At 56.8% G+C, this 23034-nt stretch carries 24 protein-coding genes; 12 read left to right on the top strand and 12 right to left on the bottom strand.

Translation table 11 applies throughout. From position 1 onward, the window contains the following. The first annotated feature begins 198 nt into the window (after positions 1 to 198). Entirely contained in the window at positions 199 to 1743 is a 1545-nt protein-coding gene (locus I9182_RS01630; protein ID WP_209596069.1) for a trimethylamine methyltransferase family protein, read from the top strand. Here I9182_RS01630 and I9182_RS01635 read toward each other — a convergent pair whose 3' ends face one another. Continuing rightward, positions 1744 to 2043, bottom strand: a complete 300-nt coding sequence (locus tag I9182_RS01635; protein ID WP_209596071.1) for a DUF6477 family protein — start codon at positions 2041 to 2043, stop codon at positions 1744 to 1746. 240 nt (positions 2044 to 2283) lie between these two features. Here I9182_RS01635 and I9182_RS01640 point away from each other — a divergent pair, with 240 nt between their 5' ends. Further along, entirely contained in the window at positions 2284 to 3366 is a 1083-nt protein-coding gene (locus tag I9182_RS01640) for a DUF6456 domain-containing protein (protein ID WP_209596073.1), read from the top strand. 72 nt (positions 3367 to 3438) lie between these two features. Here the strand turns inward: I9182_RS01640 and I9182_RS01645 are convergent, their stop codons facing one another. Then, entirely contained in the window at positions 3439 to 3987 is a 549-nt protein-coding gene (locus tag I9182_RS01645; protein WP_209596075.1) for a peroxiredoxin, read from the bottom strand. 261 nt (positions 3988 to 4248) lie between these two features. Between I9182_RS01645 and lipA the strand changes: the two genes are divergently transcribed. Next, positions 4249 to 5199 (top strand): lipoyl synthase, encoded by a 951-nt coding sequence (gene lipA / locus I9182_RS01650; protein WP_209596710.1) that lies wholly within the window; start codon positions 4249 to 4251, stop codon positions 5197 to 5199. Next, positions 5196 to 6347 carry an amidohydrolase gene (locus I9182_RS01655; RefSeq protein ID WP_209596076.1) on the top strand — a complete coding sequence of 384 codons (1152 nt, stop codon included), beginning with the start codon at positions 5196 to 5198 and terminating at the stop codon, positions 6345 to 6347. The genes lipA and I9182_RS01655 overlap by 4 nt, the downstream gene beginning before the upstream one ends. A gap of 11 nt (positions 6348 to 6358) precedes the next feature. Here the strand turns inward: I9182_RS01655 and I9182_RS01660 are convergent, their stop codons facing one another. Then, positions 6359 to 6715, bottom strand: coding sequence for a hypothetical protein (locus tag I9182_RS01660; protein ID WP_209596077.1), 357 nt, complete (start codon positions 6713 to 6715; stop codon positions 6359 to 6361). A 119-nt stretch (positions 6716 to 6834) separates the two neighbouring features. Further along, the gene (gene hpt, locus I9182_RS01665) at positions 6835 to 7377 is read right to left on the bottom strand and encodes a hypoxanthine phosphoribosyltransferase (RefSeq protein WP_209504085.1); all 543 of its coding nucleotides are present in this window, start codon (positions 7375 to 7377) and stop codon (positions 6835 to 6837) included. A gap of 72 nt (positions 7378 to 7449) precedes the next feature. Here hpt and I9182_RS01670 point away from each other — a divergent pair, with 72 nt between their 5' ends. Both I9182_RS01670 and I9182_RS01675 read left to right on the top strand, forming a co-directional pair. Beyond that, entirely contained in the window at positions 7450 to 7896 is a 447-nt protein-coding gene (locus tag I9182_RS01670; protein ID WP_209504898.1) for a type II toxin-antitoxin system RatA family toxin, read from the top strand. A 37-nt stretch (positions 7897 to 7933) separates the two neighbouring features. Continuing rightward, on the top strand, positions 7934 to 9226 hold the full coding sequence (locus I9182_RS01675) for an MmgE/PrpD family protein (protein ID WP_209504084.1): 1293 nt from the start codon (positions 7934 to 7936) through the stop codon (positions 9224 to 9226). Here the strand turns inward: I9182_RS01675 and pyrC are convergent. After that, the gene (pyrC, locus tag I9182_RS01680; protein WP_209596078.1) at positions 9223 to 10260 is read right to left on the bottom strand and encodes a dihydroorotase; all 1038 of its coding nucleotides are present in this window, start codon (positions 10258 to 10260) and stop codon (positions 9223 to 9225) included. The two genes, I9182_RS01675 and pyrC, sit on opposite strands and share 4 nt — an antisense overlap. A 163-nt stretch (positions 10261 to 10423) precedes the next feature. Between pyrC and I9182_RS01685 the strand changes: the two genes are divergently transcribed. Both I9182_RS01685 and I9182_RS01690 read left to right on the top strand, forming a co-directional pair. Then, positions 10424 to 11332, top strand: a complete 909-nt coding sequence (locus I9182_RS01685; RefSeq protein WP_209596079.1) for a MoxR family ATPase — start codon at positions 10424 to 10426, stop codon at positions 11330 to 11332. Between the two features lie 58 nt (positions 11333 to 11390). Further along, complete coding sequence (locus I9182_RS01690) at positions 11391 to 12650, top strand: VWA domain-containing protein (protein ID WP_209504081.1); 1260 nt, start codon at positions 11391 to 11393, stop codon at positions 12648 to 12650. 4 nt (positions 12651 to 12654) lie between these two features. Here the strand turns inward: I9182_RS01690 and I9182_RS01695 are convergent, their stop codons facing one another. After that, positions 12655 to 13155: a hypothetical protein gene (locus I9182_RS01695; RefSeq protein WP_245222460.1), complete on the bottom strand. Its 501-nt coding sequence runs from the start codon at positions 13153 to 13155 to the stop codon at positions 12655 to 12657. A gap of 230 nt (positions 13156 to 13385) precedes the next feature. On the opposite strand from I9182_RS01695, the gene I9182_RS01700 reads away from it, so the two are divergent. Next, positions 13386 to 14354 (top strand): XdhC family protein, encoded by a 969-nt coding sequence (locus I9182_RS01700; RefSeq protein WP_209596081.1) that lies wholly within the window; start codon positions 13386 to 13388, stop codon positions 14352 to 14354. Beyond that, on the top strand, positions 14351 to 15352 hold the full coding sequence (locus tag I9182_RS01705; RefSeq protein ID WP_209596082.1) for a molybdopterin-binding protein: 1002 nt from the start codon (positions 14351 to 14353) through the stop codon (positions 15350 to 15352). Before I9182_RS01700 ends, I9182_RS01705 begins: the two co-directional genes overlap by 4 nt. 62 nt (positions 15353 to 15414) lie before the next feature. Here the strand turns inward: I9182_RS01705 and I9182_RS01710 are convergent, their stop codons facing one another. Next, complete coding sequence (locus I9182_RS01710; protein ID WP_209504897.1) at positions 15415 to 16314, bottom strand: MurR/RpiR family transcriptional regulator; 900 nt, start codon at positions 16312 to 16314, stop codon at positions 15415 to 15417. An 86-nt stretch (positions 16315 to 16400) separates the two neighbouring features. Between I9182_RS01710 and I9182_RS01715 the strand changes: the two genes are divergently transcribed. Both I9182_RS01715 and I9182_RS01720 read left to right on the top strand, forming a co-directional pair. Next, on the top strand, positions 16401 to 17174 hold the full coding sequence (locus I9182_RS01715) for a 3-keto-5-aminohexanoate cleavage protein (protein WP_209596084.1): 774 nt from the start codon (positions 16401 to 16403) through the stop codon (positions 17172 to 17174). Beyond that, complete coding sequence (locus tag I9182_RS01720) at positions 17171 to 18487, top strand: aspartate aminotransferase family protein (RefSeq protein WP_209596086.1); 1317 nt, start codon at positions 17171 to 17173, stop codon at positions 18485 to 18487. Before I9182_RS01715 ends, I9182_RS01720 begins: the two co-directional genes overlap by 4 nt. Before the next feature lie 67 nt (positions 18488 to 18554). Here the strand turns inward: I9182_RS01720 and infC are convergent, their stop codons facing one another. From infC to I9182_RS01745, 5 genes are all read right to left on the bottom strand, one after another. Continuing rightward, entirely contained in the window at positions 18555 to 19103 is a 549-nt protein-coding gene (infC, locus tag I9182_RS01725; RefSeq protein WP_209504896.1) for a translation initiation factor IF-3, read from the bottom strand. Positions 19104 to 19261: 158 nt separating this feature from the next. Continuing rightward, entirely contained in the window at positions 19262 to 20095 is an 834-nt protein-coding gene (locus I9182_RS01730; RefSeq protein ID WP_209504075.1) for a ferredoxin--NADP reductase, read from the bottom strand. A gap of 108 nt (positions 20096 to 20203) precedes the next feature. Continuing rightward, complete coding sequence (locus tag I9182_RS01735; protein ID WP_209596088.1) at positions 20204 to 20611, bottom strand: DUF934 domain-containing protein; 408 nt, start codon at positions 20609 to 20611, stop codon at positions 20204 to 20206. Continuing rightward, positions 20608 to 21369: a phosphoadenylyl-sulfate reductase gene (locus I9182_RS01740; RefSeq protein ID WP_209596090.1), complete on the bottom strand. Its 762-nt coding sequence runs from the start codon at positions 21367 to 21369 to the stop codon at positions 20608 to 20610. The genes I9182_RS01735 and I9182_RS01740 overlap by 4 nt, the downstream gene beginning before the upstream one ends. After that, positions 21359 to 23023: a nitrite/sulfite reductase gene (locus I9182_RS01745; protein WP_209504072.1), complete on the bottom strand. Its 1665-nt coding sequence runs from the start codon at positions 23021 to 23023 to the stop codon at positions 21359 to 21361. The genes I9182_RS01740 and I9182_RS01745 overlap by 11 nt, the downstream gene beginning before the upstream one ends. Between the last annotated feature and the right edge of the window lie 11 nt (positions 23024 to 23034).

Below are 23034 nucleotides of genomic sequence, written 5' to 3' on the forward strand. Positions count from 1 at the left end.
TGACCGGTGGTTCCGGAGGCGTCTTGTACAGGGAAGAAGGGGACGCTTTACATTTCCAGATTTCACCTTTGGCAGCCGGTTCGCCGGATTGCCACGCGGCAATGTCGCTTTTTCCCCCAACGTGCCGCAATCCCTATGCTTGCGTTCCGGCAAACCTGTATCAAACGCTCAATCTAACCAACAACACGGGATCTTCTCATGACCGAGGCAAACACCCGGCGCAGGGCAAGAGGTGGCGGTGGCGCTGCCCGCCGTGCCGAGCGGACTGCAGTTCGTATCGAGACCGCGAAATACATCGAACGCAACATTCCGAACTTCGAAATCCTTAACGAAGAGGCGCTGGAGATCATTGAAAACAACGCGGAAACCGTGTTGGAAGAGATCGGTGTAAACTTTGTTGACAACCCTGCCGCTCTGAAACGATGGCGCGACGCTGGTGCGGATATTGACGGTGAACGTGTGCGCATTCCGCGCGGCTTGGCTCGTGAGCTGATCAAAACAGCGCCCAGCGAGTTTACCCAACATGCCCGCAACCCCGAGAAATCGGTCGTGATTGGTGGCCGGAACATGGTTCTGGCCCCGGTTTACGGCCCTCCTTTCGTGCGCGATGCACAAGGCGGCCGTCGTTACGCGACGATGGACGACTTCAACAAGTTCGTGAAACTCGCCTACATGTCCAAGTGGCTGCACCATTCGGGCGGTACAGTATGCGAACCGACGGACATTCCGGTGAACAAGCGCCATCTGGATATGTTGAAGGCGCACATGACCCTGTCGGACAAGCCTTTCATGGGTTCAGTGACCGATCCCAGCCGGGCTCAGGATTCGGTTGAGATGTGCGAAATCCTGTTCGGTAAGGAATTCGTTCAGCAAAACACGGTGATGACGTCGCTGACCAACATCAACTCGCCGATGACATTCGACGATGTGATGATGGGCTCACTGGAAGTTTATGCTCGCAACAATCAGGCCTGTATCATCTCGCCCTTTATCGTGGGCGGTGCGATGGCGCCGGTCTCGGTTGCCGGTACTTTGACACAGGTTCTGGCCGAGGTTCTTGCCGGTGTGGCGTACAGCCAGATCGTCCGTCCCGGTGCACCCGCGATATTTGGTGCATTCGTGACCTCGATCGACATGAATTCTGGCGCGCCGACCTTCGGTACGCCGGAAGCTGCGCATATCACCTATGGCGCGGGTCAGTTGGCGCGGCGTCTGAACTTGCCGTATCGGTCCGCAGGGTCTTTCTGTGGCTCGAAACTTCCGGATGCGCAGGCGGCTTATGAAACAGCGAACTCGCTGAATATGGGACTGTTGGCTGGCGTGAACTTCATGTTGCATGCCTGCGGCTGGCTGGAAGGTGGTCTGGTGGCCGACTTCGAGAAGTTTGTCATGGATGCCGACCAGTTGGGTGTTCTGCATTCGCTGGCCAAGGGCGTGGCCTATGACGAAAACGCGCAGGCCATGGATGCGATCCGGGAAGTTGGCCCCGGCGGGCATTATCTTGGATGTGCCCACACGCAGGCAAACTTCAAGCAATCTTTCTGGAAGTCCGATCTGCTGGACTACAAGCCATATGAAACCTGGCAGGAAGAAGGCGCACGTGATACGCGGGCTCTGGCCTCTGCGCGGGTTGAACGCCTGCTGGCAAATTACCAGCAACCGCATATGGAACCGGATACAGCTGCAGCGCTGGAAGCCTATATCGCCGAGAAAAAGGCCTCCATGCCGGATGCGTTTTCCTAATTATTGAAGGACTGGGGCGCGGTTGGCCTGATACAGCCGCGCCTCACCCAACAGCGCGATAAGAATGTCGAGATGTCGGACCAGAGAGTATGCGGCATCATCTTCTTTGCGCAGTTCATTCACCTCTTTTTCCATCTCAAACAGGTGCAGCAGGGCTTGACCTGAACCCGGCAAGGACTCGTATCCCAGAATACGTTGCAGATGCCTGTCCCGGTTGTAGTCCCTCGCTCCGAAATTGGCGGCTCTCGCCAACATGCGTGGGCGGTGAAGCATTGCGATCATTGTCATCAGGTCCTGCATCTTATGTGTCCTGTGTCTGAGGTTTACGGGACCATTTAATGCACAACCTAAGCGGGTGCTGCCTTTGTGACAGCCTCTCCGAACGATGGTTTCACGACTGTTTATCTTTTTGAATCAAATCTGGTTCGTGCCTTGTGAGGTTAACGAACGAGTAACGAATGGGCCTCTAGTTAGATTTGGTTAACCGGCTATCCGAGGGCGAAAAGTGACATTTTGTTTTGTCGACGAGGGCAAATAATCATGGAAAACAACATGGCTTTCACCATTCCGGCATGGGTTCCAGAGGGGGCGCAAAGATACCTTGCTCATACCGAAACCGGACGCTCGATCCGCGATATCGCGAGATCGGCAGGCTGCCATGCGTCAACCATCCTCCGGCAAATCCGACGTATTGAGATGCGCCGCGACGATCCTTTGGTGGATGCCGCGTTGCAATCGCTGGCAGAAACACATTTCTCCATGTCCGACGACAAAAACGGGGCGGCCGCGATCGCGGATGAAACAGCCCAGGAAGAGGCGTTCGAAAGAGAGGCATTGCGCATTTTGCGCCGCCTGAGTGAGACGGGTTCGGTTCTTGCCGTGGCTGAAGAAATGGACAAAGCGGTAGTCGTTCGTGACACCGGCAATGCCGGAGCCACCAGAACCGCAGTCGTCGATTGCGAGATCGCTCAGGCTCTGGCCTTAAAGGACTGGATTTCCTGCGATAATCCCGGTCGTATATCGCGGTACAGGATTTCCGCTGCAGGCCGAACGGCCCTGAGCCACCTGATCGCAAAAGCGGAAAACAAGGCGCGTGTGGGAACCGAAGTCGGCTTTGCCGAAACTCAGTCGTTGTTTCAGGTAAAAACATCGGGTGGGGCGACAGACCGGATCAGGCGCATTCGCTATAGTGCCACCGAAAGCCCGTTGGTCGCCCTTGCACGCAGGCGTGACCGTGATGGCAAGCCATTTCTGGATGAAACGCTTGTCAGCGCCGGAGAGCGTTTGCGAGAAGATTTCGAATTGGCGCAGATTGGCCCACAGGTTTCACAGAACTGGGACCGGTTTCTAACGGCTGGTGGCCGCGGCAGTTATGACAGTGAAAGCCACGGAGGAAAGGGGGCATCCGATGCGCGGGACCGCGTGGCGCGGGCTTTGTCTGACCTTGGCCCCGGACTAAGTGACGTTGCCCTGCGGTGCTGTTGCTATCTCGAAGGGTTGGAACTGGCGGAAAAACGCATGGGCTGGTCAGCACGATCCGGAAAGATTGTTCTGCGGATCGCGTTACAGCGGCTGAAGCGCCACTATCAGGATCAGGCTGAACGCGACCGCATGATAGGCTGAACGCGACCGCATGATAGGCTGAAGGCACAAAAAAGGCCCGTCTAAACGGGCCTTTCTTCGTCTTGTTAATACTCAGGCCAGTTCGGGCTCTGCCGTTGCCTGAAGATGTTTCATCAGGTTTTCGGGCGAAGACACGCCATAGGGATCTTCGGGGCAGTTATCCATCAGACCAGGTTCTTCAAACCACGCTTCGACAACACCGTCGTTTACGATGGCCGCATAGCGCCATGACCGCATGCCAAAGCCAAGGTTATCCTTGTCAACCAACATACCCATTTTGCGGGTGAACTCGCCAGATCCATCGGGAATGACCTTGACGTTGGTCAGACCCTGATCTTGGGCCCATTTGTTCATCACAAAGCTGTCGTTGACAGACATGCAATAGATTTCATCGACACCCCGGGCAATGAAATCGTCATACCCGTTTTCAAAGCCGGGCAGTTGATATGTCGAGCACGTGGGCGTGAACGCGCCGGGCAACGAGAACAGGATCACGCGTTTTCCGGCAAAATAGTCAGCGGTGGTCTTGTCTTCCCAACGGAACGGGTTTGGTCCTTCGACTGAGTCATCGCGGACACGGGTGTGAAAGGTCACGTTGGGCAGTATTGCGCCGGATTTCATGGTCAAGCTCCTGTGATTCACCTGTGGTTTTGCCGTGGCTTAAAACAGTTCTAAACTGCCTTCAATCGACGAAATGCCGCATTCTGAATTAATAATTTATTCTCATTAGGCATTAAAAACATGCGGTAAAACGGGAATTTGCAATCGCGTTCTTGCTCATGCGCGGTGGCGTTGCATAGCGGCTATGCGCCACTGGTGTAACACTGCACATCTGTCTATGTTATGAGCGACAAGATTGACCCAAAGTCAGGAATACTGCCCGTGCGAGATCTGAAGATCCCCGAACAGCGCCACCCGGAGAAAGCGCACCGCCCAGATAATGCGCAGCCCAAGAAACCGAACTGGATCAGGGTCAAGGCACCCGGCGGCAAAGGTTATGCAGAAACGCGCCGGATCATGCGCGATAACAATCTGGTCACCGTCTGCGAAGAGGCGGGATGCCCCAATGTCGGCGAATGCTGGAGCCAGGGCCACGCCACCATGATGATCATGGGTGAGATCTGTACCCGTGGCTGCACATTTTGCAATATCGCTACTGGCCGCCCAGACGACCTTGACGCCTTTGAACCCGGCCGGGTGGCACATGCGGTCGAAAAACTTGGCCTGAACCATGTGGTTATCACCTCGGTTGATCGGGATGATCTGAGCGATGGTGGAGCCGAGCATTTTGCGCAGACCATCCGCGCGGTGCGGCACCGCTCTCCCAAAACCACGATCGAGATTCTGACGCCCGATTTTCTGAAATGCGATGCGGATGTTCTGGAAATTGTGGTCCAGGCAAAGCCGGATGTCTTCAATCACAATCTGGAAACCGTACCGGGTCTGTACCCCGAGGTTCGCCCCGGCGCGCGGTACTTCCATTCCCTGCGTCTATTGCAGCGGGTGAAAGAGCTTGATCCGTCGATCTTTACCAAGTCCGGTATCATGGTTGGGCTTGGCGAAAACGAACAGCAGGTGCGTCAGGTCATGGATGACATGCGCGCGGCGGATATCGATTTTCTGACAATTGGCCAGTATCTGCAACCGACACCGAAACACCATGGCGTTGATCGTTTCGTAACACCCGAAGAGTTCGCGTCTTACGAAAAGGCGGCTTACGGCAAAGGCTTTCTGATGGTATCCGCGACACCTTTGACCCGGTCTTCTTATCATGCAGGTGATGATTTTGCACGGCTGCGCGCGGCGCGTCTAGAAAAGCTACAAAAAGCGTGACGCCGGACCAGATCGCGCGACTGACCCTTCTGCGCCACGAGTTGCATCAACATCCTGAACTTTCGGGGCAAGAAAAGAATACCGCAGCGCGGGTGGCTGAACTTGTGCACAAAGCGGGTGCTGACCATGTCTTGACCGGAATTGGTGGGCACGGAGTCGCCGCCGTTTTCGAAAGTGGCCAACCCGGTCCCTCCTTGGGCATTCGCTGCGAGTTGGATGGGTTGCCGATCCAGGAGTTGGCGGATCATTCCTATGTATCACAGGTCGTAGGCAAAGGGCATTTGTGCGGCCACGATGGGCATATGACAATGGTTCTGGGCGTGGCAGACGGGTTGAAGCATCACCGCCCAGTGAAAGGCCGAGTCGTATTGATTTTCCAGCCAGCCGAAGAGACTGGCCATGGTGCAATCGCTTTCCGGGCTGATCCCCAATACGCCGAGGTTGCGCCCGACCTCGTGTTGTCGTTGCACAACTTACCGGGGTTGGAGTTGGGGGCGGTTGAAATTTGTGACGGTCCTGCCAATTGCGCCTCACGTGGGATGCAGATTGTTCTGACCGGAAAGACGTCACATGCTGCTGCTCCTCAAGATGGGGTGTCGCCTGCCGGTGCGCTGGCTAACCTGATGCCGGCTTTAAACGCGTTAGGGGGCGGCGGGGATCTTAATGACGATTACGCATTGACCACCGTCACACATGCCACGTTGGGTGAGCGCACGGTCGGAGTAGCACCGGGGCGGGCCGAGCTGTGGGTGACGCTTCGCACGGTCACGGACGCGCGAATGGCGCAGCTGATCAGCGACGCTGAATCGTTGGTCCGTGAAATGGCCAAAGCCGAAGGACTGGCGGTCGAAATCAGTTATGACGAAGTGTTTGAGGCTTGTGCCAATCACCCGGAAGCAGTCTCGATCCTGTACACGGCCTGCACGGAGCAGGGCGTTGCTTGCAGGTTTGTCGATCAGCCACAGCGGTTTTCAGAAGATTTCGGCCAGTTTGGAAAAAGTGCGAAGGCCGCCATGTTCTGGTTGGGGTCGGGGAGCGACCATCCCCAGTTGCACAACCCGGACTATGATTTCCCGGATGCCCTTATTCCGATTGGGACCGGGATATTTCTGAAGGCCATCGAAGCTGTGTTAGGCCGCGACTGCTAGGACCGAGGCTTTCAGTTCATCAGATCGCCAACGATTCCAACAGCTTCTATTACAGTCTTCGTATCATCCGATATCGAGATTATTTCGTTGTCGACCCGAATATACCGTTGCCCCGGCTTCAGCGGTTTGAGCTTCCAGTTGTCGAGGTCGTCAATATAGTCAAAACGCAGGTCGTCCGGCAATTTCTGACCTCGGGTGTATCGTTTGATTTGACCGGGCGGAACAGCCTTGCCGTTTGACTTAATGGATTTCTCTACTTTGGTTTTGTTGGCACCCTTCCCTTTGCCCTTGTTGTCTTTTGCATATGACTCGTTTGCAAGGGACACGATCACCAAAAAGACGCTCGCTACCGCAAAAAATCGCTTCATCAACAATACTCCTGTTATTACCTAAAAGGTAAAGCGACGAGGCGATGATTGTCCAATGATATTCGAAATAATGAATTTTAAACGGGCCTGAGCACGAGATCGGCAAATTTCCCGTTCGGCTATTCGTCCGTAAAGCGGACTTTGCCAATATAGGGCAGGTTGCGATTGCGTTGGGCGTAGTCAATTCCATAACCCACGACAAATTCGTCTGGTATCTCAAAACCGATCCAGTCTGATCGGAAATCCACTTCGCGGCGGCTCGGCTTGTCCAGCAGGGCGATGGATTTCAGGCGCGCGGGGTTACGGCTTTGCAGCAACTTGGTGACATGGTTCAACGTATGGCCGGTGTCAACGATATCCTCGACAACCAGCACGTCGCGCCCTTCAATTGCGCCGCGCAAGTCTTTGAGAATACGAACTTCCCGGCTGCTCTCCATCGCGTCTCCGTAAGAAGAAGCTTCAAGGAAATCCACCTCGATCGGAAGGTCAAGTTCGCGCACAAGGTCGGCGATGAATACAAAGCTGCCGCGCAGCAGACCCACGACCACCAATTTGTCGGTGTCTTTGAACTCTGCCGAAATGTCGCGACACAGCTCCTCGATTCGAGCAGCGATGGCCTTTGCCGAGATCATCTCATCTATCATATATGCGCGGTCAGTCATCGCAGCCCCCTTGATCTTTGGCGCGCAACATACGACATGACGCGCCATTGTCACCTGCAAATACCGGACGCCATGCCTATCCATTCGGAAACCCGCCACCTGCCGTATACAGCCCAGCAGATGTACGACTTGGTTGCCGACGTGGCCAAGTACCCCCAATTTCTGCCGTGGTGCGCTGCTGCCCGCATTCGCAATACCTATGCGCTGGAAGAGGCTGAGGTGATGGAGGCCGATCTGGTCATCTCGTTCAAGGTTTTCCGGGAACGTTTTGGCAGCAAAGTAACCCTGTTTGCGGATCAAAAGAAAATCGACACCGAATACCTGGACGGCCCCTTCAAATACATGAAATCCGACTGGCAGTTCGAGGACGCGCCTGAAGGGGGCTGTAACGTATCGTTCCATGTGGATTTCGAGTTCAAGAATGCCATCCTGCAAGGAATAATCGGCGTGGTTTTCAACGAAGCCATGCATCGGATCGTGCGCGCGTTCGAGGCGCGTGCGCAAGAACTCTACAGCTAGGTCTTTACCCTTGTCAGGCGCACGCTAGACTACGCGCATGACGGGATTTACAGCATCATTAGCCACCTTCGTGGCAGGTCCGGTTTTGACGTCGGCTCAGGCAAGAATCGTCACGTCGCTTTCTGTTCTTGACTGGGTCGCTGTGGGCCGGGCAGGTGCGCGCGAACCCGTCTCAACCACGGTTCGCGACATGATATTGTCCGAGGGCGGGAACCCTCAGGCGCATCTCTTTGGCGGCGGCTCGGCGCCGCTGCGTGGTGCGGCGTTGGTCAATGGCACGGTGTCCCACGCGCTGGATTACGATGACACGCATTTCGCCCATATCGGACATCCTTCCGTCGCCATTTTGCCCGCAGCCCTTGCGGTGGCAGAATGGGATGACCGTATTCTTGTCGACATGCTCGAAGCCGCTTTGGTGGGTATGGAAACCTCAATCCGAATTGGCTTGTGGCTGGGGCGCGGCCACTATCAGGCAGGATTTCACCAGACGGCAACATCCGGTGCCTTTGGGGCGGCTGTCGCTGTCGGTCGTTTGCTGGGTTTTGACGCAAACCAGATGCGAATGGTTCTGGGTCTGACGGCAACGCGTGCGGCAGGACTGAAGGCGCAGTTCGGAACCATGGGCAAGCCGTATAACGCCGGACTTGCCGCCTCGGCAGGGGTCGAGACAGCCTTGCTGGTGCAGCGCGGTTTTCAGGCCAACGCCGACGCGCTGGAAGGTCCTTTTGGGTTTGGCGCAACGCATCAAGGCGCGGCAGACCAAACTGCTCTGGATGGGTTGGGCGATGAATGGCTGTTTGAAACGGTAAGCCACAAGTTTCACGCCTGTTGCCACGGTCTTCACGCCGCGCTGGAAGCCGCGCGGGAGTTGGACATAGCAGAACCCGAGGTCGCCGAGATCCAGATAAAAACGCATCCGCGCTGGATGAGTGTGTGCAATCAGCTGTCACCGACAACCGGACTGGGGGCCAAGTTTTCCTATCGGACAGTGATCGCGATGCAGGCGCTGGGATATGATACGGCTTTGCCAGGCAGTTTCACTGACAAGGTCTGCCTCGACCCGCGTATAACGTCTTTGCGCGACCGCATCACGGTCGAGGCAGATGAAAGCCTGTCAGAAACGCAGTCGCATCTGTCCCTGCTGCGTCGCGATGGCATTCGCCGCGAAGCAACGCATGATCTGCTGAACCCAATATCGCTGTCTGACCGCGAGGATCGCGTGCGCGACAAAGCGACCAAGCTGATCGGCGCGGATGAGGCGGACACGATCTGGTCGATGCTGCGCACAGGGGGACGTGCACGCGATTTGGCCGAACGAATGGCGGGTTAAGCCACGCGCCAGTGCAACGGAAAGCCCGGGTCAAACACAGTGACCGGTCCATCGCCTGTGTCAATCTTTGAGGGATACGAAACGGGCTCACCCTTGGTCAGGGTGATCATCTCTTGGTTCACGGGCAAGCGATAGAAACCTGGCCCGTTGAGCGACATAAAGCCTTCCAGCTTGTCCAAAGAACCTTCCCGGTCAAACATCTCGGCGACCAAAGACATAGTGTTGGTCGCCGTGAAACAACCGGCACAGCCGCAAGCCATTTCCTTGTTTGCATCCGTGTGCGGGGCGCTGTCTGTACCCAAAAAAAACCGCGCATCGCCCGACGTTGCGGCGGTTAGCAGGGCCAGACGGTGTTCCTCGCGCTTGGCAACGGGAAGGCAATAGTAATGCGGTTTGATGCCACCAACCAAGATGTTGTTGCGGTTGATAATCAGGTGATGCGCCGTGATCGTTGCACCCAGATCAATCGCGTTGGCTTTGACATAATCCACACCATTGGACGTGGTGATATGTTCCATCACCACACGCAGGCCCGGTGTCGATCTGCGGATCGGATCCAGAACACGGTCGATGAACACGGCTTCACGGTCAAATATATCGATCTCGGGATCCGTCACCTCGCCATGTACGCACATGGGCAAGCCGATTTCGGCCATCTTCTCAAGCACCGGGCGCACTTTGTCGAAATCGCGCACACCCGAGGCAGAGTTGGTCGTAGCCCCGGCAGGATACAGCTTGACGGCTTTGATCACACCGCTGGCATGGGCCGCTGCGACATCTGCGGCGTCTGTATCTTCGGTCAGATACAGGGTCATCAGCGGCTCGAACGTCATACCGTCGGGCAGGGCCGCCAGAATGCGGTCGCGATAAGCGGCGGCCTGATCGCCGCGCACAACCGGCGGCACTAGGTTCGGCATAATGATCGCACGGGCGAAATGGCGCGCGGTTTCGGGCAGAACGGCTTGTAGCATCGCGCCATCGCGCAGATGCAGGTGCCAGTCGTCGGGGCGGTGGAGCGTAAGGGTGTCGGTCATGGCCTTCCGCTAGCATAGCTGTTGCAAAAGACCAACTGCGTCCGCGCAAGCCACAAAGAAAATCTTGTCAACCGACCTGAACGTCGTAGCCCCGACCTAGGTTGAGGCCTTGACGGCCAGACGGTTGCATGACCTGTTTATCCCTAAAGCAGAGAGGGGTTCCATGACACAGCCAGTTTCCATCGATGCCGTGCAGCAGATGCTGGGTCGTCAGGGCTATGTCTGTGGTCGCGCCCTTGCGACGGTTGTGTTCCTGTCGCTGAAGCTTGGACGCCCGGTGTTTCTGGAAGGCGAGGCAGGGGTGGGAAAAACCGAGATCGCCAAGGCTCTGGCATCCGGGTTGAACCGGCGCCTGATCCGTCTGCAATGCTACGAAGGTCTGGATGCGTCTTCTGCCGTTTACGAATGGAACTTTCCGGCGCAGATGGTCGCGATCCGAACGGCCGAGGCCGCAGGTGGGGCCGACCGGGGCGCGTTGCAGACTGAACTGTTCTCGGACGAATACTTGATCGAACGCCCCTTGTTGCAGGCAATGCGCCAGGACGAAAACGGAGCGCCGGTTCTTCTGATCGACGAACTGGACCGGACCGATGAACCGTTCGAAGCCTTTCTACTGGAAGCGCTCAGTGATTTTCAGGTCACGATTCCTGAACTGGGCACTGTTGCAGCACCCGAACCACCGATTGTGATTGTCACGTCGAACCGGACCCGCGAAGTGCACGATGCCCTCAAGCGTCGCTGCCTATATCACTGGGTCGATTATCCCGATTTCGAACGTGAGATCGAAATTCTGCACGCGCGTGCGCCTGAAGCTGCGGAAGGGCTCAGTCGCGAGGTTGTAGCCTTCGTTCAACGTTTGCGCACCGAGGATCTGTTCAAGAAGCCCGGTGTGGCCGAGACTATCGACTGGGCGAAATGCCTGTTGGCGCTGGATGTGATGAACCTCAGCCCCGAGGTGATAGGCGACACGCTGGGTGCGATCCTCAAATATCAGGACGACATTCAAAAACTTCAGGGGTCCGAGGCCAAACGGATCCTCGACGAGGCCAAGGCCACGCTCGAACCGGTTTGATGTTTCATCTTTTTCCAAATACTCCGGGGGTATGGGGGCAGAGCCCCCATAACGTCTGATGGCCGAACAACTTCCGCTGGATATCCCGGACAACCCAAAGCTGGCGCACAACATCACCCATTTTGCCCGCGCACTCAGAAAGGCAGGGTTGCCAATCGGACCCGGTCGCGTGATCGACGCTATTCGTGCCGTGCAAGCGGCAGGTTTTTCCGAGAAACAGGATTTCTACTGGACCTTACACGCCTGTTTCGTAAACCGCCCGGAACACCGCGTGGTTTTTGCGCAAGTCTTCCGAATGTACTGGCGAGACCCGCGTTACATGGAACACATGATGGCGATGATGCTTCCTGCAATTCGGGGCGTTCAGGAAGAGCGCAAGGCTGACGCCGGTGAAAAGCGCGCGGCTGAGGCGCTGCTGGACGGGGTTGAGCGTGATTTGCCGGAGGCTGCCGGACAAGAGGAAGGCGAAACCGAGATCGAAATCGACGCAACCCAAACCGCTTCGTCCGAGGAGCGGCTGCGCAATCTGGACTTCGAGCAGATGAGCACCGCCGAAATCGCGCAGGCCAAGCGCGTTTTGGCGGGGATGACACTGCCAGTAAAGCCAATTGAATCACGCCGCGGGCAGACCAGTCATCTGGGGCACCGCATCGACCGTGCCCGCACCTTGCGCGCGGCCATGCGGCAAGGGGGTGAGTTGCGCGACATAGCCAGGCTACAACCCAAACCACGCTGGCCAAATCTTGTCGCGCTTTGCGATATTTCCGGCTCGATGAGCCAGTACAGTCGGATCATCTTGCATTTCCTGCACACGGTATCGAACGCCAAGGGTGCAGGTTGGGCCAAGGTCCATGCCTTCACATTCGGCACACGCCTGACCAACATAACGCGCCACCTGCACCAACGGGATGTAGACGCAGCACTTACCGCCGCAGGGGCCGAGGCACAGGATTGGGAGGGTGGCACTCGCATCGGAGAGTGCCTGCATCAATTCAATCGGGACTGGTCACGCCGGGTGATGGGGCAAGGGGCGGTCGTTCTGCTGATCACCGACGGGCTCGAGCGGGGTGATCCAGAGCTCCTCAGGAAAGAGATTGAACGTGTGCACCTGTCCTCAAAACGCCTGATCTGGCTGAATCCCTTGTTGCGTTGGGACGGGTTCGCGCCCAAGGCGCAAGGGGTTGCCGCGATGCTGCCGCATGTAGACAGTTTTCGCGCAGGGCATTCGATTGCTTCACTCGAAGACTTGGCCGCAGCGATTTCACAATCCGGTGACCAGGGCCAGAAAGCACGGCTGATGGCCGCGCTTTCCGACTAGCCGATTACGACAGCTGCTCTTCGTTGCACTTCCGAGCCATTTCCATGGCTTTGTAAGTGCCTGTCAGATCGACCGTGAAGGCATAGGATGTCTCGGGGAACACGATCATGACCTTCTTCTTTGCCAGATCATCCGCGAACTGAGGGCTGTCCGACAGGACATAACCACCGGAATAGCCTTTGGTGATGTTACCTTTCATGCCGGTCGCTTCACCCAGATAGATGTTGTCGCCCAGCAGGATGGCGACTTCTTGCGTCTCGCCACGTTTGATATCGGTTTCAGCCTTGGTGAACACGCCGACATATCCCACACCGCGATCTTCGGTCAGACCCATCTGAACGACGTTTTCCGCATCATCAACGGCCTCGATCAGGCAGGATTTCTTTTCATTGTCGATGAAGACTTTCCAGCCTTCAACCTCTCCATAGCGTTGGAATGTGTCAGCCCACGCCGCGGTTGAAGTCAAAAGACCAACTGCCGCGCCCAGTGCAAGAAAACGTTTCAACTGCATGTCTCCGATCTATGAATTGTTTGGTATGCAAGCCAGACCTGATGCCGGTTGCCTCTACAGGCTAGAACTCGGGTCACAAACAATCAATGCTATGATTTGTTGAATATCTTTCAGGCCGTGGCGTTGCCTAATGGGGTCCAATATAGACCTTTTGGTAAGCTTGGTGCGCTTTTCATCCCGCAAATCCCGCTTATGTTGGTGTCATAGGTCATCCGGAGGTTCCGATGAAGCGATTCGACAACAGTCCTGAAACGGCGCTTGACTGGCACCGCAGCGGGCGCGGCGCGGCGCTCGCTACAGTTGTCGAAACTTGGGGCAGTGCGCCGCGGCGGGTGGGATCCCAATTGGTGATTGGTGGCGATGGTCGGATCGAAGGTTCCGTTTCTGGCGGATGTGTCGAAGGTGCTGTTATCGTCGAGGCGCTTGAAGCCATTGACGAAGGCGAAGCGCGTTTGCTTGAATTCGGGGTCAGTGACGACGATGCCTTTGCGGTTGGTTTGGCCTGTGGGGGGACCATACGCATTCTTGTCGAACCCATAGGACAAGTCCTGCCCGAACCTATGTTGGCGGAACTGGTTGCCGCTCGGGCCGCTCGTGCGCCCATTGCCTACGAAGTCAATGTCGAGACAGGGCGCAGGGCGTTGCGCCGCAATGCTTATGCCGACAGGCTGCGCATGGATCGGTCAGGGTTCGAAGAAGATGGCCAGACCTTTGTCGCAGTGCACAACCCGCCGCTAAGGTTGCTGGTCGTTGGGGCGGTTCACATTGCGCAGGCTCTGGTGCCGATGGCGCGGATTGCGGGCTACGATCCAACCATCATCGACCCACGTGACGCCTTCGCGTCCAGTGCGCGTTTTCCCGGCGAAACGATCCTGACGGATTGGCCGGATGAAGCCGTTGCGAAGCTGGGATTGGACGCGCGGACCGCGATTGTCTTGCTGACACATGACCCAAAACTTGATGATCCGGCGCTACAAGCCGCATTGGACGCCGATGTGTTCTATATTGGTGCATTAGGGTCAACACGCACCCATGCCAAGCGCATTGAGCGTATGAAAGCGGCCGGTTTCACCGATGCGCAAATCTCTGGCATTCATGGGCCCATTGGCTTGGATATCGGGGCCGCCGGTCCCTCGGAAATCGCGGTTGCGATACTGGCGCAAATCACTGCAGTTCTTCGAGGGAAATCATGAAATTTGGACCTGTGCCGGTGTCCCGGGCAGAGGGGGCCATTCTGGCGCATTCGGTTACAGCGGATGGGCGAAAGCTTCGCAAAGGGCTTGAATTGCGCTCGGAACATGTGGAGCAACTGGAAAAGGCTGGTCTAAACGAGGTCATTGTTGCCCGGCTGGATACCGGTGATTGCCATGAAGATCAGGCTGCGCGCAAGCTGGCGTCTGCGCTGGCACCTGATCCAGCTTCAGCCAACTTGCGGGTAACCGAGGCATTTACCGGGCGGGTAAACCTTTTGGCCGACGGGCCTGGGGTTGCCGTGCTTGATGTTCGTGCACTTGAATTGTTCAATCTGGTCAATCCGATGATTACCGTTGCGACCGTTCCGCAGTATCAGCAAATGGGGGCGAACGGCATGGTGGCGACCATCAAGGTCATCTCATACGCTGTGCCAGAGGCTGATGTTCGGCGCGCCGCCGGGCTGGCACAAGGGGCTGTGCGTTTGGCGCGGCCTGTTCATCGGACAGCCGGGCTTGTTGTCACGGAAATTCCCGGTGGCCCACCGAACGATAAGGGGATTGCGGCCATTCGGGGACGGGTCGAAGCATTGGGAATGGAGCTTGCGCAGGTGCAGGTTGTTCCGCATCGAACAGATTCCTTGACCAGCGCGATTTCTAAGGGGAAGGGCGATCTTCTGATGATATTGACGGGATCGGCCACCTCGGATCCGAACGATGTCGCACCGTCGGCCGTTCGGCAGGCCGGTGGGACGATTGATCGCTTTGGTATGCCGGTTGATCCGGGAAACCTGCTGTTTCTGGGGGACTTGCAGGGCCGACCTGTGATCGGCTTGCCAGGATGCGCCCGCTCTCCGGCGTTGAATGGGGCAGATTGGGTGCTGTCGCGTGTTGCATGCGGGATTGAAACAACAGGTGCAGATATTGCCGGAATGGGTGTTGGCGGATTGCTGAAGGAAATTCCGACCAGACCTCAGCCGCGAGCGAAACGAAACGACTGACCGCCGCCAAGGTTCGTGATATGGCGTGTCACGCCGCGCTTGCGGCCAATTCAATTGGTTTTCTAGGGTTTTCTCATCCTTGGCAACACGCCGGGTCGCCAATACGCGCCGGTGTCCTCCCGCGCTTTCTGAAACTGTTCGACCCTATCTCGGGCAGCTTCGCCCCCTGCATCAAAGAGATGACCGAGCAGGCATTCCAGAACCGCCATCGCGCCAGAAAAGCTTGAAAACGGATGTAATGTGCGGGTGCTGACGCTCAGAACCACATCCGGATTGACGCCGGGGGCAATCACCTCGCTATCCGACAGCAACACAATCTTCATGGCGCGGTCGCGGGCAAAGCGCATCGACTGGATCGTATCTGCGGAATAGGGATGGACCGTGACGGCAAACAAACAATCCTCGGACGTGGCCTCGACAAGGTCATCGATGGCCGAGCCCATGTGCCGAGGTATCAGCTGTAGTCCGGGATGGGCCATGCGGCCGGCGTAGTGAAAATAATAGGCCAGCGCATGGCTGGCCCTTGTGGCGGTCACATAACAGCGACGTGCAGACACCATGTACTCAACGGCACGCTTGGCCAAATTCGGCTCCATCAGACGCAGAGAGCGGGACACAACATTCATCTCATTGCGCGCGAATCTGGCCTGTGCGCCGTGGAAAAGGTCTTGGCCGGGTGATGTGGTTAGCCACCCTTGACCTATCCTGTCTTCGCTGTCTGTTGTGAGGGCAAGGCGAAATGGGTGGCGGAAGGCGTCAAAACTGTCGAAACCCATACGCTGCGCCAGTCGAACAAGAACACTGGTGCTGATGCCGATCCGGTCAGCGGTCACCCGGACCGGGTTCAGGCCGAAATCACCGGGATGGTCGATGATATATTTCGCCGCGACTTGCATCTGCGCAGGCATCTCGTCGATCTCGCGTCGAATTTGGCTGGTCAAAGCTGTAAGGGTGGGTGCCATACCAAAAAGAAACATATGTTTTCTTTTGTGTAAATTGAAAACGGTGTCCAGCGACTCTAACTGAAGGCAAAGACTTGGGTGGTGCTATGACATCAATAACAACTGACAGCTTGGACAGGCCCTACATTCTGGTTGCGCCAAACGGTGCCCGGCGGAACGCGTTGGATCATCCCGCCTTGCCGCTCAGGATTGACCAGATCGTCATATCTGCACGGGATTGCCATGCCGCAGGTGCGGATGGGTTGCATCTGCATATTCGGGATTCTGACGGACTGCATTCACTGGACGCCGGATTGTACCTGGAAATGATCGCGGAATTGCAGCGAGAGGTTCCAAAAATGGAGCTACAGATCACGACCGAAGCCGTTGGACGGTTTGACGTAGCATCGCAACTGGACTGTTTGCAAAAGGTGCGACCTGAATGGGCCTCAATCTCGGTGCGTGAAATCGCCCGCGACCTGAACCTTGCGCCCAGGGTCTATGCACAATGCGCGGATCAGGGCACGCGGGTTCAGCATATTCTGTATGATGCTGACGATGCACGACTACTGGACCAGTGGCTCGCTTTGGGAATCGTACAGGCGGATCAGACAGATCGTTTGCTTGTTCTGGGGCGATACAGCGATGGCCAACAATCTATGCCATCCGATCTCGACGCCTTTCCAAAATGCCAGGCTCGTTGGATGGTGTGCGCCTTTGGAGCGCAAGAACATGCCTGTCTGGCCGAGGCTGCGCGACACGGTGGTGACTTGCGGGTTGGTTTTGAAAACAGTCTGACGGGGGCCGATGGCAGACCGTGGGCAGATAACGCGGCTTCGGTCGCAGCATTAGTTGAATTGCTTGGAAGGGCACAGAAATGAGTCATGTTTTCCCACGTCACACGAAATCGGACCTCCCTGTCGCGGTTGGCGGCGATGGCTGTTATCTGATTGATGCAGAGGGCAAGCGTTACCTGGATTGCGGTGATGCGGCGGTGTCTTGTCTGGGCCATTCGAATCAGGCCGTGATCCAAGCGGTACAGCAACAGGTGGAACAGATCGCTTTTGCACATACCGGGTTCATGACATCGGAACCGGCCGAGGCTTTGGCTGAATTGTTGATCCGGCACGCGCCGGGTGATCTGGACCGGGTGTATTTTGTTTCGGGCGGGTCCGAGGCGACCGAAGCGGCAATCAAACTGGCGCGCCAGTACTTTCTAGAAATCGGACAAACTGAACGCCGTCACGTTATCGCGCGAAAGCAAAGCTATCACGGCAACACTTTAGGGGCTTTGTCCGCTGGGGGTAACGCATGGAGACGGGCGCAATTCGCCCCGATGCTGATCGAGATGACCCATATCTCAGCCTGCTACGAATATGCCGAAAAACCGGAAGACGAGAGCAGCTTTGACTATGGCCAGCGTGTGGCGAATGAGCTGGAATCTGAAATCCTGCGGTTGGGTCCCGATACGGTCATGGCATTTATGGCCGAACCAGTGGTTGGGGCCACCCTTGGCGCGGTCCCGGCGGTTGAAGGGTACTTCAAGCGTATTCGCGAAATCTGCGACCACTATGGTGTATTGCTGATTTTGGATGAGGTGATGTGCGGTATGGGCCGAACCAGTCACATGTTTGCCTGCGATCATGACGGCATCGCGCCAGATATTTTGTGTATCGCCAAGGGGTTGGGGGCCGGATATCAACCAATCGGAGCTATGCTGTGCACCGGCAAAATCTATGACGCGATCCGCGACGGATCAGGGTTTTTCCAGCATGGGCACACCTATGTCGGTCATCCGGTCGCCACAGCGGCTGCATTGGCGGTAGTCCGTGAGTTGACCGAACGGGAATTACCTGCGCGTGCCGGGGTCATGGGCAACAAGCTGCAATCCGCCCTCGAGGCTGCATTCGGACAGCACCCGAACGTGGGAGATATCCGTGGGCGCGGGTTGTTCCGTGGTGTTGAACTGGTCGCTGACCGTGACACCAAGACACCCTTTGATCCATCACGTGGCATCGCAGGAAAGGTGAAAAAGGCAGCGCTGTCCGAAGGGTTGATTTGCTATCCCATGGCTGGCACGCGGGATGGCCGGAATGGCGATCATGTCCTGCTGGCGCCGCCCTTTATCATCGAGGACGCCCAGATTGAGGAGCTAGTACAAAAACTTGGTCGCGCACTGGCTGTTGCTATCTAACACCGTGACAACAAAAAAGGCTCTCGCTAAATCAGCGAGAGCCCTTAGTCTTTCAACTGGTTTTCGATTACTTCTGCGGAAGCGGGCCGATCATCATGACCATCTGACGGCCTTCCATCTTCGGCATGTTTTCTATCTTGCCGACCTCTTTGATGTCTTCAGCCACACGTTCCAGCAATTCGCGACCCAGATTCTGGTGTGCCATTTCACGGCCACGAAAGCGCAAGGTGACTTTGACCTTGTCGCCCTTTTCCAGAAACTTAAAGACGTTCTTCATTTTGACGTCATAGTCATGCGTGTCGGTGTTTGGCCGGAACTTGACCTCTTTTACCTCAATGATCTTTTGCTTCTTGCGGGCTTCGGCTTCGCGTTTTTGCGTTTCGTATTTGAATTTGCCGAAATCCATGATCTTGCAGACCGGCGGGTTTGCGTTAGGCGAGATTTCGACCAGATCAAGACCTGCATCTGCGGCCATCTGCATGGCTTTGGCGGGATGAACCACCCCGACGTTTTCACCTTCGGCGCCAATCAGGCGAATTTCGGGGGCACGGATCTTATCATTGACGCGCGGGCCGGTGTCTCTTTGTGGCGGCGCGTTGTGAGGTCTGCGAGCTATGGGTTCATTCCTTTGATGATTGCAGAATTTCGAGCCCGGAATTTAAACCGGGCAGGGCCGCACTTCAAGCGGCATAAATACAGGGTAATGCGAAAAAACTTGTTTTCTGGCGGTGTTTTTCGCGTTCAGGGCGGCCAAGTCCTGAACGCAAGCCCACTTTAACCGACAAAGGCTTTTTCGATAACAAACTCCTTGGGTTCTGAGTTGGCACCTTCGCGCAATCCAAACCCTTCTAGGATTTCCTTGATATCCAAGTTGAAAGCCAGCGAGCCGCAGACCATTGCACGATCGGTTTCAGGCTTGATGCCGCCGTCAATACCCAGGTCGGAAAACACGGTGCCGTCCTGAAGCAAGGTAGTGATGCGGCCCATCTTGGGGCTCTCTTCCCGTGTGGTAGTCGGGTAATAGCGGATCTTGTCGGCAAATCCTTCACCGATCAGTTCGGCCAACAGTTCGTCCTGACGGATGCTGTCGATCAGTTGACGGCCATATTCCAGCTCTGCCACTTCGCGACAGGTGTGGGTGATGATGACCTCATCATAATCCTCATAGGTCTGCGGTTCACGCAGCAGCGAGGCAAAGGGCGCAAAGCCGGTGCCGGTCGCAAAGAACCACAGGCGTTTGCCGGGCAGCAGGGCGTCATGCACCAAGGTGCCAACCGGTTTTGGACGCAGGATGATCTGGTCACCCGGTTTGATATGTTGCAATTTTGAGGTCAGCGGGCCGTTCTGAACCTTGATCGAATAAAACTCCAGCTCTTCATCCCACGAGGGCGAGGCGATGGAATAGGCGCGCAGCAACGGCTTGCCGTTGTCGCCCAGAAGACCAATCATCACAAACTCGCCCGAGCGGAAACGCAGCGAGGCCGGGCGCGACACCTTGAAAGAAAACAGGCTGTCGGTCCAGTGTTTGACATCGGTTACAGTTTGCGCGTCCGGCAGGACGGGGACTTTTACGGCGGTTGCTTCGCTCACGGGCTTCATCTCTGTCATCGTTTACCTGCCGGTCTGCTAAACCGACATCTCCGTTTAATCTTTGATCCAAGTCAGGAAAAGGGGACAGATTGCCCCCTTTGCGTCACAAGCTGGCGAGTGCGGGGTTCAGCCGCGCAGGCGAGCCTGATAGTTATTCTCTTTCCAGTTCGCGCGGGCTAGCCATTGATCTTCGGGTTGGCGGTCTGCCAGTTCTCCGTCGATCTCGACCTCGTCAAAGCCGCTGCGGCGCGCCATGGCGTATTGATCGGCAAGCACATGCCCTTTGGCGCGTAACCGGCCTTTGTAGCCCTTCAAGCGCAATGTGCGGGCGATGGTAAAGCCGCGACCATCTGCGAAAGAGGGGAAGTCTATCCGAACCAGCCTGGTGCCGCCCAACCGGTCATACAGTTCGTCTGGGTCAGTTTCTGAGCTGACGTCCAGCGCGACCACGTCATTGGCGGCATCATCCAGAGTGACAAAGCCGTCGGTCCAGTCATCGGGCGAAAAGCCCTGATCCGTTACGATTACGTTCATGTTTTCTCTCCGACGCGCATCATCTTGCCATCGACAAAATGGATGCCGCATTCTTCCTTGTTCTGGTCGCGCCAGCGTCCGGCGCGGGGGTCTTCGCCCTCTTTGACCGGCGAGGTGCAGGGTGCACAGCCGATCGAAGGGTATCCTTTGGCCACCAGCGGGTGCCGGGGCAGGTTGTTTTCTTCCATATAGGCCCGCACATCCTCGGGTGCCCAATGGGCCAGCGGGTTGACCTTGATCCGGCCTATTCCGTCCTCGACCTCGAAGAATTCCAGCGCGGCGCGCGTGCCTGCCTGAAACCGCTTGCGTCCGGTTATCCAGCCATCGAACCCCACCAGTGCTTTTTGCAGCGGGAACGTCTTGCGCAGGTTGCAGCACGCGTCCGTGTCGCGCAGGCGCAACGCACCGTATGGGTCTTCGCGCTCAACTTCCGCATCCTCGGCCCGGATGATGCGAATGTTGGTAAGCCCCAGACGCTCGCTCACCTCCTGCTGGTACTCCAGCGTTTCGGTGAACAGCATCTGCGTGTCCACGAAAAGAACGGGCGTTGCCTTGTTCACCACCGCCGCCATATGCAACAGCACGACGGATTCCGCGCCAAAGCTCGAGACCAAGGCAAGCTCGTCGATCTCGTCAATCGCTCCATGCATGACATCATGAGCGCTGTGGTGCCGGAACCGGGCATTCAGGTTTTCGACACGTTCAGTCAGTTCGCGTCTGTCCCGGCCCAGTTCCGTCTGGATCAGGTCAAGCGGCATTTGCGCGGGCCTCGGGGTAGAGGGCGTCTTTGAACGGCGCCATGCCCACCCGGCGATATGTTTCCAGGAATGTCTCCTCTGCGCTTGCACGCTGGTTCAGATAGGTGTCGACAATGCGCTCCACGGCAGGAACGATTTCGTCATAGGCAAAGCCCGGACCGGTGCGATCACCAATTGCCGCAGTTTCGGTCGCATCGCCACCCAAAGTGATTTGGTAGTTTTCGACACCTGCGCGGTCCAGACCCAGAATGCCGATGTGGCCAACATGGTGATGACCGCAGGCGTTGATGCAGCCTGAGATCTTGATCTTCAGGTGGCCGATGTCATGCTCAAGCTTCAGGTTTTCAAACCGCGTTGCAATTTCCTGAGCAACCGGGATCGAACGCGCCGTCGCCAGCGCGCAATAATCCATACCGGGGCAGGCGATGATATCGCTGATCAGGCCTATATTGGCGGTGGCCAGTTCGTGCTCTTTCAGCTTGGCGTGGATCGCGGGCAGGTCCGATTTGTGGACATGCGGCAGGATCACGTTCTGCTCGTGGCTGATGCGCAGCTCGTCATAGGCGAACTCTTCGGCCAGACCGGCCATCACGCGCATCTGCTCGGCAGTTGCATCGCCCGGCGTTGCCCCATGCTTCTTGATCGAGATCGTGACAATCGCATGGTCCGCGTTCTTGTGCGGCGCGATGTTGGTGTCGACCCACGACCGGAAGACCGGATCGTTGGTATAGGCGCTTTCAAACGACGCGACCGAAGCCTGGCGGTAGGCAGGTGGTGCAAAGTGGCCCTTGATCTCTTCCAGCAGGTTCATATCCGCGCCTTTGAACTGCGGGCGGACCTTCAGGAAGCGTTCGTTGACCTTGGCGCGGATAGCGTCGATGCCATGCTCGTGAACGGTGATCTTGATACGTGCTTTGTACTTGTTGTCGCGGCGACCAATCTGGTTCCATACGGAAACGGTGGCTTCCAGATAGGCCAGCAGGTCGTCAAAGGCGACGAACTCGGACAATTCCTTGCCGATCATGGGCGTACGGCCAAGGCCACCACCAACAATGACGCGAGCGCCCAGAACGCCGTCACGTTCGACCAGTTGCAGGCCGATGTCATGCGCTTTGATCACGGCGCGGTCGTTTTCACTGCCAGTGATGGCGATCTTGAACTTTCTCGGCATGAACTGGAATTCCGGGTGGTCGGTCGACCATTGGCGCAGAAGCTCAGCATAGGGGCGCGGGTCGGCGACCTCATCCGCGGCGGCACCGGCGAAATGGTCGGCCGTCACGTTGCGGATGGTGTTGCCCGAGGTCTGGATGGCGTGCATGCCAACCTCGGCCAGCGCGTCCAGCATATCCGGTACGTCGTTCAGCTTTGGCCAGTTGTACTGGATGTTCTGACGCGTGGTGAAATGGCCATAGCCTTTGTCCCACTTCTCGGCCAGCAGCGCCAGTTGACGCATCTGCGCACTGTTCAGCGTGCCGTAGGGAATGGCGACACGCAGCATGTAGGCGTGCAGTTGCAGGTACAGCCCATTCATCAGGCGCAGCGGCTTGAATTCGTCTTCGGTCAACGAGCCGTCAATGCGACGCTCGACCTGGGCACGGAACTGCGCGTTACGTTCTGCCAAAAATGCTGTGTCGAACTCGGAGTAGCGATACATGTCTAGCTGTC

The organism is Ruegeria sp. HKCCSP351, from assembly GCF_017872535.1.
Taxonomy (GTDB): Bacteria; Pseudomonadota; Alphaproteobacteria; order Rhodobacterales; family Rhodobacteraceae; genus Ruegeria.

What these genes read in the sequence shown, in the direction of transcription:
- I9182_RS01700 (WP_209596081.1), top strand. Translation starts at nt 13,386, where the DNA reads ATGAAGCGATTCGACAACAGTCCTGAAACGGCGCTTGACTGGCACCGC.
- I9182_RS01640 (WP_209596073.1), top strand. Translation starts at nt 2,284, where the DNA reads ATGGAAAACAACATGGCTTTCACCATTCCGGCATGGGTTCCAGAGGGG.
- I9182_RS01730 (WP_209504075.1), bottom strand. Translation starts at nt 20,095, where the DNA reads ATGACAGAGATGAAGCCCGTGAGCGAAGCAACCGCCGTAAAAGTCCCC.
- I9182_RS01745 (WP_209504072.1), bottom strand. Translation starts at nt 23,023, where the DNA reads ATGTATCGCTACTCCGAGTTCGACACAGCATTTTTGGCAGAACGTAAC.
- I9182_RS01675 (WP_209504084.1), top strand. Translation starts at nt 7,934, where the DNA reads ATGACGGGATTTACAGCATCATTAGCCACCTTCGTGGCAGGTCCGGTT.
- I9182_RS01740 (WP_209596090.1), bottom strand. Translation starts at nt 21,369, where the DNA reads ATGCCGCTTGACCTGATCCAGACGGAACTGGGCCGGGACAGACGCGAA.
- I9182_RS01685 (WP_209596079.1), top strand. Translation starts at nt 10,424, where the DNA reads ATGACACAGCCAGTTTCCATCGATGCCGTGCAGCAGATGCTGGGTCGT.
- I9182_RS01630 (WP_209596069.1), top strand. Translation starts at nt 199, where the DNA reads ATGACCGAGGCAAACACCCGGCGCAGGGCAAGAGGTGGCGGTGGCGCT.
- I9182_RS01690 (WP_209504081.1), top strand. Translation starts at nt 11,391, where the DNA reads ATGGCCGAACAACTTCCGCTGGATATCCCGGACAACCCAAAGCTGGCG.
- I9182_RS01705 (WP_209596082.1), top strand. Translation starts at nt 14,351, where the DNA reads ATGAAATTTGGACCTGTGCCGGTGTCCCGGGCAGAGGGGGCCATTCTG.
- I9182_RS01735 (WP_209596088.1), bottom strand. Translation starts at nt 20,611, where the DNA reads ATGAACGTAATCGTAACGGATCAGGGCTTTTCGCCCGATGACTGGACC.
- I9182_RS01715 (WP_209596084.1), top strand. Translation starts at nt 16,401, where the DNA reads ATGACATCAATAACAACTGACAGCTTGGACAGGCCCTACATTCTGGTT.
- pyrC (WP_209596078.1), bottom strand. Translation starts at nt 10,260, where the DNA reads ATGACCGACACCCTTACGCTCCACCGCCCCGACGACTGGCACCTGCAT.
- I9182_RS01660 (WP_209596077.1), bottom strand. Translation starts at nt 6,715, where the DNA reads ATGAAGCGATTTTTTGCGGTAGCGAGCGTCTTTTTGGTGATCGTGTCC.
- I9182_RS01720 (WP_209596086.1), top strand. Translation starts at nt 17,171, where the DNA reads ATGAGTCATGTTTTCCCACGTCACACGAAATCGGACCTCCCTGTCGCG.
- I9182_RS01635 (WP_209596071.1), bottom strand. Translation starts at nt 2,043, where the DNA reads ATGCAGGACCTGATGACAATGATCGCAATGCTTCACCGCCCACGCATG.
- I9182_RS01670 (WP_209504898.1), top strand. Translation starts at nt 7,450, where the DNA reads ATGCCTATCCATTCGGAAACCCGCCACCTGCCGTATACAGCCCAGCAG.
- hpt (WP_209504085.1), bottom strand. Translation starts at nt 7,377, where the DNA reads ATGACTGACCGCGCATATATGATAGATGAGATGATCTCGGCAAAGGCC.
- I9182_RS01710 (WP_209504897.1), bottom strand. Translation starts at nt 16,314, where the DNA reads ATGGCACCCACCCTTACAGCTTTGACCAGCCAAATTCGACGCGAGATC.
- I9182_RS01645 (WP_209596075.1), bottom strand. Translation starts at nt 3,987, where the DNA reads ATGAAATCCGGCGCAATACTGCCCAACGTGACCTTTCACACCCGTGTC.